26 protein-coding genes are annotated in these 12291 nt (G+C 54.4%); all 26 read left to right on the top strand.

All coding sequences use genetic code 11. From position 1 onward, the window contains the following. Window positions 1-25 precede the first annotated feature (25 nt). The 26 genes from rpsJ to rpsD all read left to right on the top strand — a co-directional run bounded on the left by rpsJ (window position 26) and on the right by rpsD (window position 12276). Entirely contained in the window at window positions 26-337 is a 312-nt protein-coding gene (gene rpsJ, locus AB9N64_RS14705; protein ID WP_003186070.1) for a 30S ribosomal protein S10, read from the top strand. 81 nt (window positions 338-418) lie between these two features. Further along, the gene (gene rplC / locus AB9N64_RS14700) at window positions 419-1054 is read left to right on the top strand and encodes a 50S ribosomal protein L3 (protein WP_003194649.1); all 636 of its coding nucleotides are present in this window, start codon (window positions 419-421) and stop codon (window positions 1052-1054) included. A 12-nt stretch (window positions 1055-1066) separates the two neighbouring features. Further along, complete coding sequence (rplD, locus tag AB9N64_RS14695; RefSeq protein ID WP_003176424.1) at window positions 1067-1669, top strand: 50S ribosomal protein L4; 603 nt, start codon at window positions 1067-1069, stop codon at window positions 1667-1669. Beyond that, window positions 1666-1965 carry a 50S ribosomal protein L23 gene (gene rplW, locus AB9N64_RS14690; protein WP_371359493.1) on the top strand — a complete coding sequence of 100 codons (300 nt, stop codon included), beginning with the start codon at window positions 1666-1668 and terminating at the stop codon, window positions 1963-1965. Before rplD ends, rplW begins: the two co-directional genes overlap by 4 nt. Before the next feature lie 14 nt (window positions 1966-1979). Beyond that, on the top strand, window positions 1980-2804 hold the full coding sequence (rplB, locus tag AB9N64_RS14685) for a 50S ribosomal protein L2 (protein WP_003186055.1): 825 nt from the start codon (window positions 1980-1982) through the stop codon (window positions 2802-2804). A gap of 16 nt (window positions 2805-2820) precedes the next feature. Next, window positions 2821-3096 (top strand): 30S ribosomal protein S19, encoded by a 276-nt coding sequence (gene rpsS, locus AB9N64_RS14680; protein ID WP_002555486.1) that lies wholly within the window; start codon window positions 2821-2823, stop codon window positions 3094-3096. A gap of 11 nt (window positions 3097-3107) precedes the next feature. Continuing rightward, a complete protein-coding gene (gene rplV / locus AB9N64_RS14675; RefSeq protein ID WP_003103908.1) occupies window positions 3108-3440 on the top strand; it encodes a 50S ribosomal protein L22 in 333 nt (110 codons plus the stop codon). 13 nt (window positions 3441-3453) lie between these two features. Continuing rightward, window positions 3454-4140, top strand: coding sequence for a 30S ribosomal protein S3 (gene rpsC / locus AB9N64_RS14670; protein ID WP_003176422.1), 687 nt, complete (start codon window positions 3454-3456; stop codon window positions 4138-4140). A 12-nt stretch (window positions 4141-4152) separates the two neighbouring features. Beyond that, window positions 4153-4566, top strand: a complete 414-nt coding sequence (rplP, locus tag AB9N64_RS14665) for a 50S ribosomal protein L16 (RefSeq protein ID WP_003176421.1) — start codon at window positions 4153-4155, stop codon at window positions 4564-4566. Beyond that, a complete protein-coding gene (rpmC, locus tag AB9N64_RS14660) occupies window positions 4566-4757 on the top strand; it encodes a 50S ribosomal protein L29 (RefSeq protein ID WP_002555481.1) in 192 nt (63 codons plus the stop codon). The genes rplP and rpmC overlap by 1 nt, the downstream gene beginning before the upstream one ends. Window positions 4758-4759: 2 nt before the next feature. Beyond that, a complete protein-coding gene (gene rpsQ, locus AB9N64_RS14655; RefSeq protein WP_003194644.1) occupies window positions 4760-5026 on the top strand; it encodes a 30S ribosomal protein S17 in 267 nt (88 codons plus the stop codon). A 23-nt stretch (window positions 5027-5049) separates the two neighbouring features. After that, window positions 5050-5418 (top strand): 50S ribosomal protein L14, encoded by a 369-nt coding sequence (gene rplN, locus AB9N64_RS14650; RefSeq protein WP_002555479.1) that lies wholly within the window; start codon window positions 5050-5052, stop codon window positions 5416-5418. 11 nt (window positions 5419-5429) lie between these two features. Then, a complete protein-coding gene (rplX, locus tag AB9N64_RS14645) occupies window positions 5430-5744 on the top strand; it encodes a 50S ribosomal protein L24 (RefSeq protein ID WP_003176416.1) in 315 nt (104 codons plus the stop codon). A 22-nt stretch (window positions 5745-5766) separates the two neighbouring features. Then, the gene (gene rplE / locus AB9N64_RS14640) at window positions 5767-6306 is read left to right on the top strand and encodes a 50S ribosomal protein L5 (protein ID WP_003194642.1); all 540 of its coding nucleotides are present in this window, start codon (window positions 5767-5769) and stop codon (window positions 6304-6306) included. A gap of 13 nt (window positions 6307-6319) precedes the next feature. After that, window positions 6320-6625 carry a 30S ribosomal protein S14 gene (gene rpsN, locus AB9N64_RS14635; protein ID WP_003176414.1) on the top strand — a complete coding sequence of 102 codons (306 nt, stop codon included), beginning with the start codon at window positions 6320-6322 and terminating at the stop codon, window positions 6623-6625. 208 nt (window positions 6626-6833) lie between these two features. Next, on the top strand, window positions 6834-7226 hold the full coding sequence (rpsH, locus tag AB9N64_RS14630) for a 30S ribosomal protein S8 (protein WP_003176413.1): 393 nt from the start codon (window positions 6834-6836) through the stop codon (window positions 7224-7226). Between the two features lie 12 nt (window positions 7227-7238). Continuing rightward, window positions 7239-7772, top strand: a complete 534-nt coding sequence (gene rplF / locus AB9N64_RS14625) for a 50S ribosomal protein L6 (RefSeq protein ID WP_003194640.1) — start codon at window positions 7239-7241, stop codon at window positions 7770-7772. A gap of 10 nt (window positions 7773-7782) precedes the next feature. Further along, entirely contained in the window at window positions 7783-8133 is a 351-nt protein-coding gene (gene rplR, locus AB9N64_RS14620; protein WP_003186037.1) for a 50S ribosomal protein L18, read from the top strand. A 3-nt stretch (window positions 8134-8136) separates the two neighbouring features. After that, window positions 8137-8637 (top strand): 30S ribosomal protein S5, encoded by a 501-nt coding sequence (rpsE, locus tag AB9N64_RS14615; RefSeq protein ID WP_003176409.1) that lies wholly within the window; start codon window positions 8137-8139, stop codon window positions 8635-8637. A 2-nt stretch (window positions 8638-8639) separates the two neighbouring features. After that, on the top strand, window positions 8640-8816 hold the full coding sequence (rpmD, locus tag AB9N64_RS14610; RefSeq protein ID WP_003176408.1) for a 50S ribosomal protein L30: 177 nt from the start codon (window positions 8640-8642) through the stop codon (window positions 8814-8816). 3 nt (window positions 8817-8819) lie between these two features. Next, window positions 8820-9257 (top strand): 50S ribosomal protein L15, encoded by a 438-nt coding sequence (gene rplO, locus AB9N64_RS14605; protein WP_003176407.1) that lies wholly within the window; start codon window positions 8820-8822, stop codon window positions 9255-9257. Further along, complete coding sequence (secY, locus tag AB9N64_RS14600) at window positions 9258-10586, top strand: preprotein translocase subunit SecY (RefSeq protein WP_003194637.1); 1329 nt, start codon at window positions 9258-9260, stop codon at window positions 10584-10586. Between the two features lie 28 nt (window positions 10587-10614). Next, window positions 10615-10731: a 50S ribosomal protein L36 gene (rpmJ, locus tag AB9N64_RS14595; RefSeq protein ID WP_002555468.1), complete on the top strand. Its 117-nt coding sequence runs from the start codon at window positions 10615-10617 to the stop codon at window positions 10729-10731. A 129-nt stretch (window positions 10732-10860) separates the two neighbouring features. Then, window positions 10861-11217, top strand: coding sequence for a 30S ribosomal protein S13 (gene rpsM, locus AB9N64_RS14590; RefSeq protein WP_003194635.1), 357 nt, complete (start codon window positions 10861-10863; stop codon window positions 11215-11217). A 30-nt stretch (window positions 11218-11247) separates the two neighbouring features. Beyond that, complete coding sequence (rpsK, locus tag AB9N64_RS14585) at window positions 11248-11637, top strand: 30S ribosomal protein S11 (protein WP_002555466.1); 390 nt, start codon at window positions 11248-11250, stop codon at window positions 11635-11637. Window positions 11638-11655: 18 nt separating this feature from the next. Next, a complete protein-coding gene (rpsD, locus tag AB9N64_RS14580) occupies window positions 11656-12276 on the top strand; it encodes a 30S ribosomal protein S4 (protein WP_003176404.1) in 621 nt (206 codons plus the stop codon). Window positions 12277-12291 lie beyond the last annotated feature (15 nt).

The following is a 12291-nucleotide window of genomic DNA, read 5'->3' as shown; positions in this document are numbered from 1 at the left end:
AATAGCAGCCGGAGTCTGAAATCCAATGCAAAATCAGCAAATCCGTATCAGGTTGAAGGCTTTTGACCATCGCCTGATCGACCAATCCACCCAGGAAATCGTGGAAACCGCGAAACGTACTGGTGCTCAAGTGCGTGGTCCAATTCCACTGCCTACCCGTAAAGAGCGGTTCACCGTTCTGGTCTCCCCGCACGTCAACAAAGACGCGCGTGACCAGTACGAGATCCGTACTCATAAGCGCGTACTGGACATCGTCCAGCCAACGGATAAAACCGTTGATGCACTTATGAAGCTCGATCTGGCGGCCGGTGTGGAAGTACAGATCAGCCTCGGCTAAGACTTGGGTCTTAGTCGTGTAACGCTCTGAAATGGGCGGCCATAGCGGGTGAAAGCCCCGTACACTCATGAGGTTTACAACATGACTATTGGTGTAGTCGGTCGTAAATGCGGTATGACCCGTATTTTCACCGAAGAAGGTGTCTCCATTCCGGTCACGGTCATTGAGATCGAACCGAATCGCGTCACCCAGTTCAAAACTGAAGAAACCGATGGCTATCGTGCAGTGCAAGTCACTGTCGGCGAGCGTCGTGCTTCGCGCGTGACTGCTGCTCAAGCAGGTCACTTCGCTAAAGCAAACGTTGCAGCTGGTCGTACTGTCATGGAGTTCCGTCTTGAAGACGGCGACTACCAGGCTGGCGATCTGATCAACGCTGAAATCTTCGCCGCTGGTCAACTGGTTGATGTAACCGGTCAGTCCAAAGGTAAAGGCTTCCAGGGTACGATCAAGCGTTGGAATTTCCGTGGTCAAGACAACACTCACGGTAACTCCGTTTCCCACCGCGTCCCGGGCTCTATTGGCCAGTGCCAGACTCCTGGTCGTGTATTCAAGGGCAAAAAAATGTCCGGTCATATGGGCGCTGAGCGCGTGACCGTGCAGTCCCTCGAAGTAGTGCGCGTCGACGCTGAACGCAATCTGTTGTTGGTCAAGGGTGCTGTTCCTGGCGCTACTGGCGGCAACCTGGTTGTACGTCCAGCGGCCAAGGCTCGCGGTTAAGGGGAAGCTGACATGCAATTAAATGTAAATGACGCTCAAGCGATCGAAGTTTCCGAACTGACATTTGGCGGCGAATTCAACGAGACGCTCGTTCACCAAGCAGTCGTGGCCTACATGGCCGGCGGCCGTCAAGGTAGCAAGCAGCAAAAGACCCGTTCCGACGTACGTGGTGGCGGTAAGCGCCCTTGGCGTCAGAAAGGCACTGGCCGTGCTCGTGCCGGTACTATCCGTAGCCCAATCTGGCGTGGCGGCGGTACCACTTTCGCAGCTCGTCCACAGGATCACTCTCAGAAGCTCAACAAGAAGATGTACCGCGCAGCACTGCGCTCCATCCTTGCTGAACTCGTGCGTACTGATCGTCTGGTCGTGGTTCAGGACTTCGCTGTTGAAAGTCCAAAAACCAAAGATCTGCTGGGCAAACTGAACAACATGAGCCTGACCGACGTTTTGATCGTGTCTGAAGCTGTTGATCAGAACCTGTACCTGGCTGCTCGCAACCTGCCACACGTTGATGTACGTGACGTGCAAGGTTCCGATCCAGTTAGTCTGATCGCATACGACAAGGTGTTGATCACCGTGTCGGCCGTGAAGAAATTCGAGGAGCTGCTGGGATGAACCAGGAACGCGTATTTAAAGTTCTGCTTGGCCCGCACGTTTCCGAAAAGGCTACGGTTCTGGCTGACAAGAAAGGCCAGTTCGTTTTCAAGGTTGCAACTGACGCAACCAAGCTGGAAATCAAGAAGGCCGTCGAAAGCCTGTTCAGCGTGAAAGTAGAGCGTGTTACTACCCTGAATGTTCTGGGTAAGAGCAAGCGCACTGCTCGCGGTCTGGGCAAGCGTAATGACTGGAAGAAGGCAGTTATCTCCCTTCAGCCAGGCCAAGATCTCGATTTCACCAGCAGTGCTGAGTAAGGAAGGGGTGCATCATGGCAATCGTTAAATGCAAACCGACTTCCCCTGGCCGCCGTTTTGTGGTCAAGGTGGTCAACCAGGAGCTGCATAAAGGCGCTCCTCACGCACCGCTGCTCGAGAAAAAATCGAAGTCTGGTGGTCGTAACAACAATGGTCGCATTACCACTCGTCACATCGGTGGTGGCCATAAGCAGCATTATCGTCTGGTCGATTTCCGTCGCAACGACAAAGATGGCATCGCTGCCACTGTCGAGCGTATCGAATACGATCCAAACCGTACTGCTCACATCGCTCTGCTGCTGTACGCAGATGGCGAGCGTCGCTACATCATCGCCCCTAAAGGCGTGAGTGCTGGCGACCAGCTGATCGCAGGTGCTCTGGCACCGATCAAGCCGGGCAACGCTCTGCAACTGCGTAACATTCCAGTTGGTAGCACCGTACACGGCATCGAATTGAAGCCAGGTAAAGGCGCACAGATCGCTCGTTCCGCTGGCGCTTCGGCTCAGCTGATCGCTCGTGAAGGTGTCTACGTGACCCTGCGTCTGCGTTCTGGTGAGATGCGTAAAGTACTGGCTGAATGCCGTGCGACCCTGGGCGAAGTCTCGAACTCCGAGCACAGCCTGCGTTCGTTGGGTAAAGCTGGTGCCAAACGCTGGCGTGGCGTTCGCCCAACCGTTCGTGGTGTTGCCATGAACCCGGTTGACCACCCACACGGTGGTGGTGAAGGTCGTACCTCTGGTGGTCGTCATCCGGTATCGCCATGGGGCTTCCCGACTAAGGGCGCGAAGACTCGTGGTAATAAGCGTACCGACAAAATGATCGTCCGTCGTCGCAAGTAAATAGAGGGATACGACAGTGCCACGTTCTCTGAAAAAAGGTCCTTTTATTGATCTTCACCTACTGAAGAAGATCGAAGTGGCGGCGGAAAAGAACGATCGCAAACCAGTTAAGACCTGGTCGCGTCGTTCGATGATCCTGCCACAAATGGTCGGTCTGACCATCGCAGTACACAACGGTCGTCAACACGTCCCAGTTCTCGTTAACGAAGACATGGTCGGCCACAAACTGGGCGAGTTTGCCGGTACCCGCACTTATCGTGGGCACGTGGCAGACAAGAAAGCCAAGCGTTAAGGGGTTAGGAAATGGAAGTAGCCGCTAAGTTGTCGGGCGCTCGAATCTCCGCCCAGAAAGCCCGCTTGGTCGCCGACCAGATCCGCGGGAAGAAGGTGGGCGAAGCGCTCAACCTGTTGGCTTTCAGCAGTAAGAAAGCCGCCGAGATCATGAAGAAAGTGCTGGAGTCGGCCGTAGCCAACGCCGAGCATAACGAAGGCGCAGACGTTGATGACCTGAAGGTCAGCACCGTTTTCGTCAACGAAGGGCGTTCGCTGAAGCGCATCATGCCACGTGCCAAAGGCCGTGCTGATCGCATCGTCAAGCGGTCTTGCCATATCACTGTCAAGGTTGCTGACAAGTAACGGAGTCGAAGAGATGGGTCAGAAAGTACATCCCATTGGCATTCGCCTGGGAATCGTCAAGGAGCACACCTCCGTCTGGTACGCAGACGGTCGGACTTATGCGGACTACTTGTTCGCTGATCTGAAGGTGCGTGAGTATCTCCAAGACAAACTAAAAAGCGCGTCCGTAAGCCGTATCGATATCCATCGTCCGGCCCAAACTGCACGTATCACCATCCACACCGCTCGTCCAGGTATCGTTATCGGGAAGAAAGGTGAAGATGTTGAGAAACTGCGTCAGGACCTGACCAAGCAAATGGGTGTGCCTGTGCACATCAATATCGAAGAGATCCGCAAGCCGGAGCTCGACGGTATGCTGGTTGCGCAGAGCGTAGCTCAGCAGCTGGAGCGTCGCGTAATGTTCCGTCGCGCTATGAAGCGCGCCGTACAGAACGCCATGCGCATTGGTGCCAAAGGCATCAAAATCCAAGTGAGCGGTCGTCTCGGCGGTGCTGAAATCGCACGTACTGAATGGTATCGCGAAGGTCGTGTGCCACTGCACACCCTGCGTGCCGACATCGACTATGCCAACTACGAAGCTCACACCACTTACGGTGTGATCGGTGTAAAGGTTTGGATCTTCAAAGGCGAAGTAATTGGTGGTCGCCAAGAAGAACTGAAACCACAAGCACCAGCGCCTCGTAAAAAAGCTGCTAAGTAAGGGGTACGCCAAATGTTGCAACCTAAGCGTACGAAGTTCCGCAAGCAGATGACAGGCCACAACCGTGGTCTGGCTCAGCGCGGTAGCAAAGTCAGCTTCGGCGAGTTCGCGCTGAAGTCTGTAGCTCGTGGTCGTCTCACCGCTCGTCAGATCGAGTCAGCGCGTCGTGCTCTGACCCGTCACGTAAAACGTGGCGGCAAGATCTGGATCCGTGTATTCCCGGACAAGCCGATCTCCAAAAAGCCTCTCGAGGTTCGGATGGGTAAAGGTAAGGGTAACGTGGAATACTGGGTAGCCCAGATTCAGCCAGGCAAAGTCCTGTATGAAATCGAGGGTGTTTCTGAAGAGCTGGCGCGTGAGGCTTTCGCCCTGGCTGCTGCAAAGCTGCCGCTCGCCACCTCCTTTGTTAAACGGACGGTGATGTGATGAAAGCGAATGAACTTCGTGAAAAATCCGCACAGCAGCTGAACGAGCAACTGCTCGGCCTGCTGCGCGACCAGTTCAATCTGCGTATGCAGAAAGCAACTGGCCAGTTGGGGCAGTCTCATCTGCTCTCGCAAGTTAAGCGTGACATCGCTCGCGTGAAGACTGTGCTCAACCAGCAGGCAGGTAAGTGATCATGGCTGAAGCCGAAAAGACTGTCCGTACGCTGACTGGCCGTGTTGTCAGCGACAAGATGGACAAAACCATCACCGTTTTGATCGAGCGTCGCGTTAAGCACCCGATCTACGGTAAATATGTTAAGCGTTCGACTAAGCTGCACGCGCACGACGAAACCAATCAGTGCCACATCGGCGACAAGGTCACTATTCGTGAAACTCGTCCGATGGCCAAGACCAAGTCTTGGGCACTGGTTGATGTTCTCGAACGCGCTGTGGAAGTCTAAGGACTAGGGGTCGGAGAAATTATATGATTCAGACTCAATCCATGCTCGATGTGGCCGATAACAGCGGCGCTCGCCGTGTTATGTGCATCAAGGTGCTGGGTGGCTCCCATCGTCGTTACGCTGGTATCGGTGACATCATCAAAGTTACCGTGAAGGAAGCAATTCCTCGCGGTAAGGTGAAAAAAGGCCAAGTGATGACTGCTGTTGTAGTCCGCACTCGTCACGGCGTACGTCGTGCTGATGGCTCCATTATCCGCTTTGATGGCAACGCTGCTGTTCTTCTGAACAACAAGCAAGAGCCGATCGGCACCCGTATCTTTGGGCCAGTGACCCGTGAACTTCGTACTGAGAAGTTCATGAAGATCGTCTCGCTCGCCCCAGAAGTGCTGTAAGGAGATCCGACATGCAAAAGATTCGTCGTGACGACGAGATCATCGTGATCGCCGGCAAAGACAAAGGTAAGCGCGGTAAGGTGCTTAAGGTTCTCGCCAATAACCGTCTGGTTATCGGTGGTCTGAACCTGGTCAAGCGTCATACCAAGCCTAACCCGATGTCGGGCGTGCAGGGCGGTATCGTCGAGAAAGAAGCTCCGCTGGACGCTTCTAACGTCGCCATCTTCAACGGCGAAACCAACAAGGCTGACCGCGTTGGTTTCAAAGTAGAAGACGGTAAGAAAATTCGTGTCTTCAAGTCGACCCAAAAAGCGGTTGATGCTTGAACACTGCTAGGTAGATTAGACCATGGCACGACTACAAGAGATTTACCGGAAGGAAATCGCCCCTAAGCTTAAGGAAGAACTTAAGCTCGGGAACGTGATGGAAGTTCCGCGCGTCACCAAAATCACCCTGAACATGGGTCTGGGCGAAGCGATCGGCGACAAAAAAGTCATCGAGCACGCTGTTGCTGACCTGGAAAAGATCACCGGTCAAAAAGTCGTTGTGACTTACGCTCGGAAATCCATCGCTGGCTTTAAAGTCCGTGAAGGTTGGCCGATCGGCGTCAAAGTGACTCTGCGCCGTGAGCGTATGTACGAATTCCTGGATCGTCTGCTGTCGATCTCCCTGCCTCGGGTCCGCGACTTCCGCGGCCTGAATGCCAAGTCCTTCGATGGTCGTGGTAACTACAGCATGGGCGTGAAAGAGCAGATCATCTTCCCGGAAATCGACTACGACAAGATCGATGCTCTCCGCGGTCTGGACATCACCCTGACCACCACTGCCAAGAACGATGATGAAGGCCGCGCTCTGCTGCGTGCGTTCAAATTCCCGTTCCGCAACTGATTGGAGTAGGACCATGGCCAAGATGAGCATGAAAAACCGCGAGCTGAAGCGTCAGCTCACGGTTGCCAAGTACGCCAAGAAGCGTGCAGCACTGAAAGCAATCATCGTTGATCTGAACGCAAGTCCAGAAGCGCGTTGGGAAGCTACAGTTGCTCTGCAGAAGCAGCCACGTGACGCAAGCGCTTCGCGCATGCGTAACCGCTGCCGCCTGACCGGTCGTCCACACGGCGTTTACCGCAAGTTCGGCCTCGGCCGTAACAAACTGCGTGAAGCGGCAATGCGTGGTGACGTACCAGGTCTGGTTAAAGCCAGCTGGTAAGTACTTTCAACGTCCAGGTGGTCGGAATCGCAAGATACTGACCGCCGGTGACCTTGAATCTGGATCAAGCCCCTTTTGGGGCTTGTTTCATTTCTGGAGTATGTCTAAAATACGCGGCTCGCCTGAGCCCGTGTTTTTTGTGCTCGGAGATTCTCGGCGACATATGTAGCCGCAAGGCTAATTTTTTTGTATTAGGAGCGTCTAGCCCATGAGTATGCAGGACCCGTTAGCGGACATGCTAACTCGTATCCGTAATGCCCAGATGGCTGAAAAGTCCGTCGTAAGCATGCCATCTTCCAAGTTGAAGGTAGCTGTTGCCAAAGTCCTGAAAGACGAAGGCTACATTGCGGGTTATCAGATCAGCAGCGAAATCAAACCACTGCTGTCCATCGAGCTGAAGTACTTCGAAGGCCGTTCGGTCATCGAGGAAGTGAAGCGCGTTAGCCGTCCAGGCCTGCGTCAGTACAAGTCCGCTGAAGATCTGCCGAAAGTTCGTGGCGGTCTGGGCGTGTCTATCGTCTCCACCAACAAAGGTGTGATGACGGATCGTGCTGCGCGCGCTGCCGGTGTCGGCGGCGAAGTTCTTTGCACTGTGTTCTAAGGGGGGATAAGCATGTCTCGCGTCGCTAAGAACCCCGTTAAGCTGCCAGCCGGTGTCGAAGTCAAATTCGCAGGCCAACAGCTTTCGGTGAAGGGTGCCAAGGGTACTCTTGAACTGAACATCCATTCGTCCGTTGAGATCGTTGAAGAAGCTGGTGAGCTGCGTTTCGCTGCTCGCAATGGCGATCAACAAACTCGCGCAATGGCCGGTACCACGCGTGCGTTGGTAAACAACATGGTCCAAGGCGTAAGCCAAGGCTTCGAGCGTAAGCTCCAGCTGGTCGGTGTTGGTTACAAAGCGCAAGCAAAAGGCACGGTTTTGAACCTTGCCCTTGGCTTCTCGCACCCAGTGGATTACGAACTGCCAGCGGGCATCACTGCTGAGACTCCTAGCCAGACCGATATCCTGATCAAGGGCATCGACAAGCAGCTGGTAGGTCAAGTGGCCGCTGAGATCCGCGACTTCCGTCCACCAGAGCCGTACAAAGGCAAAGGTGTGCGCTACGCGGACGAAGTCGTCCGTCGTAAAGAAGCCAAGAAGAAGTAGGGCATAGCAAATGACCGACAAAAAAGTTACTCGACTGCGTCGCGCTCGCAAAGCACGCCTGAAAATGCACGAACTCGAAGTCGTGCGTCTCTGCGTGTTCCGCTCGTCGCAGCACATCTACGCCCAGGTCATCTCGGCCGACGGCAACAAAGTCCTGGCAAGCGCCTCGACTTTGGATAAAGAACTGCGTGATGGTGCCACTGGCAACATCGACGCGGCCACAAAGGTTGGCCAGCTGGTCGCTACGCGTGCTAAGGCCGCTGGCGTCTCGCAAGTGGCTTTCGACCGCTCTGGCTTCAAGTACCACGGCCGCGTGAAAGCGCTGGCTGATGCTGCTCGTGAAGCTGGGCTGGAGTTCTAAGTTATGTCAAATAACGACCAAAAGCGCGACGAAGGCTACATTGAGAAGCTGGTTCAAGTTAACCGCGTAGCCAAAACCGTTAAAGGCGGCCGTATCTTCACTTTCACCGCGTTGACCGTGGTGGGTGATGGTAAAGGGCGTGTTGGCTTCGGCCGTGGCAAGTCACGTGAAGTGCCTGCCGCGATCCAGAAGGCAATGGAAGCTGCTCGTCGCAACATGATCCAAGTTGATCTGAACGGCACCACTCTGCAGTACGCAATGAAGTCCGCTCACGGCGCTTCGAAGGTGTACATGCAGCCTGCTTCTGAAGGTACCGGTATCATCGCTGGCGGCGCTATGCGTGCTGTCCTCGAAGTTGCTGGCGTTCAGAACGTTCTGGCCAAGTGCTATGGCTCGACTAACCCGGTAAACGTGGTTCACGCCACTTTCAAGGGTCTGAAGGCTATGCAATCTCCTGAGTCCATCGCTGCCAAGCGTGGTCTGACTGTCAAGGAGATCTTCTGATCATGGCTACCGTTAAAGTAACGCTGATCAAAAGCATGACCGGCCGCATCCCTAACCACAAATTGTGCGTTAAAGGTTTGGGTCTGCGTCGCATCGGTCACACTGTAGAAGTCCAGGATACTCCCGAGAATCGCGGGATGATCAACAAGGCTTACTACATGCTGCGTGTAGAGGGTTAATCGATGAAACTCAATGATCTGAGTCCAGCGCCGGGTTCCCGTCGCGAAAAGCATCGTCCGGGCCGTGGTATCGGTAGTGGTTTGGGTAAGACCGGTGGCCGTGGCCACAAGGGTCAAACCTCCCGCTCCGGTGGCACCATTGCTCCAGGCTTTGAAGGCGGTCAACAGCCGCTGCATCGTCGCCTGCCTAAGTTCGGTTTCGTATCCCTGAAAGCCATGGATCGCGCAGAAGTGCGTCTGTCCGAGCTGGCTAAAGTGGAAGGCGACATCGTTACTGTGCAGACCCTGAAAGATGCCAACGTGATCAACGTCAACGTACAGCGTGTGAAAATCATGCTGTCCGGTGAAGTGACTCGCGCTGTCACTATCGGCAAGGGAATCGGCGCCACCAAAGGTGCGCGTTCGGCTATCGAAGCAGCTGGCGGCAAGTTCGAGGAATAAATGGCTAAGCAAGGTGCTCTCTCAGCGCTCGGCAAAGGCGGTATGTCTGAACTTTGGGCTCGTCTGCGTTTTCTGTTCCTGGCGATTATCGTCTACCGAATAGGCGCACACATCCCGGTTCCAGGTATCAACCCGGACCGACTCGCAGACCTGTTTCGACAGAATGAGGGGACCATTCTTAGCTTGTTCAACATGTTTTCCGGCGGCGCGCTGGAGCGGATGAGCATCTTTGCACTGGGGATCATGCCGTACATTTCGGCATCGATCATCATGCAACTGATGACAGCCGTCAGCCCGCAGCTGGAGCAGTTGAAGAAGGAAGGTGAAGCTGGCCGTCGCAAGATTAGCCAGTACACCCGCTACGGCACTGTCGTCCTCGCCCTGGTTCAAGCTATCGGCATGTCCGTTGGCCTGGCGGGGCAGGGCGTTGCGTTCACTGGTGACTTTGGCTTCCATTTCGTCGCGGTATCCACGTTTGTGGCTGGTGCGATGTTCATGATGTGGCTGGGTGAGCAGATTACTGAGCGTGGTGTTGGCAACGGTATCTCGATGTTGATTTTCGCAGGTATCGTCGCCGGTCTTCCGAGAGCAATCGGGCAGTCTTTCGAGTCTGCGCGTCAGGGTGATATCAATATCTTCGCCTTGGTTGCCATCGGTTTGCTGGCAGTAGCGATTATCGGTTTTGTGGTGTTCATTGAGCGTGGCCAGCGTCGTATTGCTGTTCACTACGCCAAGCGTCAGCAGGGCCGTAAGGTCTTCGCTGCGCAGACCAGCCACTTGCCGCTGAAAGTGAATATGGCCGGTGTTATTCCGGCAATTTTCGCGAGCAGCATCTTGCTGTTTCCGGCTTCGTTGGGTACCTGGTTTGGTCAGTCTGAAAATATGGGCTGGCTGCAGGACCTCTCTCAGTCGATCGCTCCTGGTCAGCCGTTGAATATTCTGCTGTTTAGTGCAGGGATTATTTTCTTCTGCTTCTTCTATACGGCGTTGATGTTCAATCCGAAAGACGTAGCGGAAAACCTGAAGAAGTCCGGTGCCTTTATTCCGGGCATCCGTCCAGGTGAGCAGTCGGCACGCTACATTGATGGCGTTCTGACTCGTTTGACCCTGTTCGGTGCTCTATATATGACGGCCGTGTGCTTGTTGCCCCAGTTCCTGGTGGTTGCAGCAAACGTTCCGTTCTACCTTGGCGGGACCTCGTTGCTGATCGTGGTCGTGGTTGTGATGGACTTCATGTCCCAAGTACAATCGCACCTCGTTTCGCACCAGTACGAATCCCTGATGAAGAAAGCCAACCTGAAGGGCTACGGCAGCGGCATGTTGCGCTGAGTACCCCATAAGGTTCGAGGAGTTGGTGATGAAAGTTCGTGCATCGGTGAAAAAGCTGTGCCGTAACTGCAAGATTATTCGCCGCGAAGGTGTTGTTCGAGTAATTTGCAGCGCGGAACCGCGTCACAAACAGCGCCAAGGCTGAGTGTGATCCGCTTGAAGCCCGGCAGCTAGTGCGCTGCCGGGTTGATTATTTGTTATTACAGCGATATTATCTCGCGCCCTATTTCTTGGCTTCCGGGGCGTAGGTAGCTGTCAATTGGAGTCCCACTGAATGGCCCGTATTGCAGGCGTTAACATTCCAGATAACAAGCACACTGTTATCTCGCTGACCTACATCTATGGTGTTGGTCGCACTACTGCGCAGAAAATTTGCGCAGTTGCTGGGGTAAACCCAGCCGCTAAGATCAAGGATCTGAGCGACGAGCAGATTGAACAGCTGCGTGGCGAAGTGGCGAAGTTCACCACTGAAGGTGACCTGCGTCGCGAAATCAACATGAAAATCAAGCGTTTGATGGACCTCGGTTGCTATCGCGGTCTGCGTCATCGTCGTGGTCTTCCAGTACGCGGTCAGCGTACCAAGACTAACGCGCGTACCCGTAAAGGTCCGCGTAAGCCGATCCGCAAGTAATCGCCCCAGCGAATCGACAGGAAAATTATCATGGCAAAACCTGCTGCTCGTCCTCGTAAAAAAGTTAAAAAGACAGTGGTTGATGGCATCGCCCACATCCATGCATCTTTTAACAACACAATCGTGACCATCACCGACCGTCAAGGTAACGCGCTTTCTTGGGCTACCTCCGGTGGTTCGGGTTTCCGCGGTTCCCGCAAGTCCACCCCGTTTGCTGCTCAAGTAGCTGCTGAACGTGCTGGTCAAGCTGCGCTGGAATACGGCCTGAAAAACCTCGACGTTAACGTCAAGGGTCCAGGTCCAGGTCGTGAGTCTGCTGTCCGTGCTTTGAACGGCTGTGGCTATAAGATCGCCAGCATCACCGACGTGACGCCAATCCCGCACAACGGGTGCCGTCCGCCGAAGAAGCGCCGCGTGTAATCCAGGAGATTGTAAAGAATGGCTCGTTACATTGGTCCAAAATGCAAACTCGCTCGTCGCGAAGGCACCGATCTCTTCCTGAAGAGCGGCGTGCGCGCGATCGAATCGAAGTGCAACATTGAAGCAGCACCTGGTATCCACGGCCAACGCCGCGGTCGCCAGTCCGACTACGGCACCCAACTGCGTGAAAAGCAGAAGGTCCGTCGTATCTACGGCGTTCTCGAGCGTCAGTTCAGCGGCTACTACAAAGAAGCTGCTGGCAAAAAAGGTGCAACCGGTGAAAACCTGCTGCAACTGCTCGAATGCCGTCTGGACAACGTTGTATACCGTATGGGCTTCGGTTCGACTCGTGCCGAATCCCGTCAGCTGGTATCGCACAAGTCGATCAGCGTTAACGGTCAGACCGTAAACGTTCCGTCCTACCAGGTTCGTGCTGGTGACGTGGTCGCAGTTCGCGAGAAAGCAAAAAACCAACTTCGCATTGTCCAAGCTCTCGATCTGTGTGCCCAACGTGGCCGCGTAGAATGGGTAGAAGTAGACACTGAGAAGAAGTCGGGCGTTTTCAAGAACGTTCCTGCTCGCAGTGATCTGTCCGCCGACATCAACGAAAGCCTGATTGTCGAGCTCTACTCCAAGTAAGGGCTAGAAAATAGG

Source organism: Pseudomonas sp. KT_2_4 (assembly GCF_041410225.1).
Taxonomy (GTDB): Bacteria; Pseudomonadota; Gammaproteobacteria; order Pseudomonadales; family Pseudomonadaceae; genus Aquipseudomonas; species Aquipseudomonas paracarnis.
The sequence above is the reverse complement of the archived record's forward strand: the minus strand, read 5'-3'. Positions and strand labels throughout refer to the sequence as shown.

Coding starts and splice junctions, on each gene's coding strand:
- rplN (WP_002555479.1), top strand. CDS start 5,050: ATGATTCAGACTCAATCCATGCTCGATGTGGCCGATAACAGCGGCGCT.
- rpsJ (WP_003186070.1), top strand. CDS start 26: ATGCAAAATCAGCAAATCCGTATCAGGTTGAAGGCTTTTGACCATCGC.
- rplD (WP_003176424.1), top strand. CDS start 1,067: ATGCAATTAAATGTAAATGACGCTCAAGCGATCGAAGTTTCCGAACTG.
- rplP (WP_003176421.1), top strand. CDS start 4,153: ATGTTGCAACCTAAGCGTACGAAGTTCCGCAAGCAGATGACAGGCCAC.
- rpsN (WP_003176414.1), top strand. CDS start 6,320: ATGGCCAAGATGAGCATGAAAAACCGCGAGCTGAAGCGTCAGCTCACG.
- rpsD (WP_003176404.1), top strand. CDS start 11,656: ATGGCTCGTTACATTGGTCCAAAATGCAAACTCGCTCGTCGCGAAGGC.
- rpsK (WP_002555466.1), top strand. CDS start 11,248: ATGGCAAAACCTGCTGCTCGTCCTCGTAAAAAAGTTAAAAAGACAGTG.
- rplF (WP_003194640.1), top strand. CDS start 7,239: ATGTCTCGCGTCGCTAAGAACCCCGTTAAGCTGCCAGCCGGTGTCGAA.
- rpmC (WP_002555481.1), top strand. CDS start 4,566: ATGAAAGCGAATGAACTTCGTGAAAAATCCGCACAGCAGCTGAACGAG.
- rplV (WP_003103908.1), top strand. CDS start 3,108: ATGGAAGTAGCCGCTAAGTTGTCGGGCGCTCGAATCTCCGCCCAGAAA.
- rplR (WP_003186037.1), top strand. CDS start 7,783: ATGACCGACAAAAAAGTTACTCGACTGCGTCGCGCTCGCAAAGCACGC.
- rpsC (WP_003176422.1), top strand. CDS start 3,454: ATGGGTCAGAAAGTACATCCCATTGGCATTCGCCTGGGAATCGTCAAG.
- rplW (WP_371359493.1), top strand. CDS start 1,666: ATGAACCAGGAACGCGTATTTAAAGTTCTGCTTGGCCCGCACGTTTCC.
- rplB (WP_003186055.1), top strand. CDS start 1,980: ATGGCAATCGTTAAATGCAAACCGACTTCCCCTGGCCGCCGTTTTGTG.
- rpmJ (WP_002555468.1), top strand. CDS start 10,615: ATGAAAGTTCGTGCATCGGTGAAAAAGCTGTGCCGTAACTGCAAGATT.
- rpsE (WP_003176409.1), top strand. CDS start 8,137: ATGTCAAATAACGACCAAAAGCGCGACGAAGGCTACATTGAGAAGCTG.
- rpsQ (WP_003194644.1), top strand. CDS start 4,760: ATGGCTGAAGCCGAAAAGACTGTCCGTACGCTGACTGGCCGTGTTGTC.
- rplE (WP_003194642.1), top strand. CDS start 5,767: ATGGCACGACTACAAGAGATTTACCGGAAGGAAATCGCCCCTAAGCTT.
- rpsH (WP_003176413.1), top strand. CDS start 6,834: ATGAGTATGCAGGACCCGTTAGCGGACATGCTAACTCGTATCCGTAAT.
- rplO (WP_003176407.1), top strand. CDS start 8,820: ATGAAACTCAATGATCTGAGTCCAGCGCCGGGTTCCCGTCGCGAAAAG.
- rpsM (WP_003194635.1), top strand. CDS start 10,861: ATGGCCCGTATTGCAGGCGTTAACATTCCAGATAACAAGCACACTGTT.
- rplX (WP_003176416.1), top strand. CDS start 5,430: ATGCAAAAGATTCGTCGTGACGACGAGATCATCGTGATCGCCGGCAAA.
- secY (WP_003194637.1), top strand. CDS start 9,258: ATGGCTAAGCAAGGTGCTCTCTCAGCGCTCGGCAAAGGCGGTATGTCT.
- rplC (WP_003194649.1), top strand. CDS start 419: ATGACTATTGGTGTAGTCGGTCGTAAATGCGGTATGACCCGTATTTTC.
- rpmD (WP_003176408.1), top strand. CDS start 8,640: ATGGCTACCGTTAAAGTAACGCTGATCAAAAGCATGACCGGCCGCATC.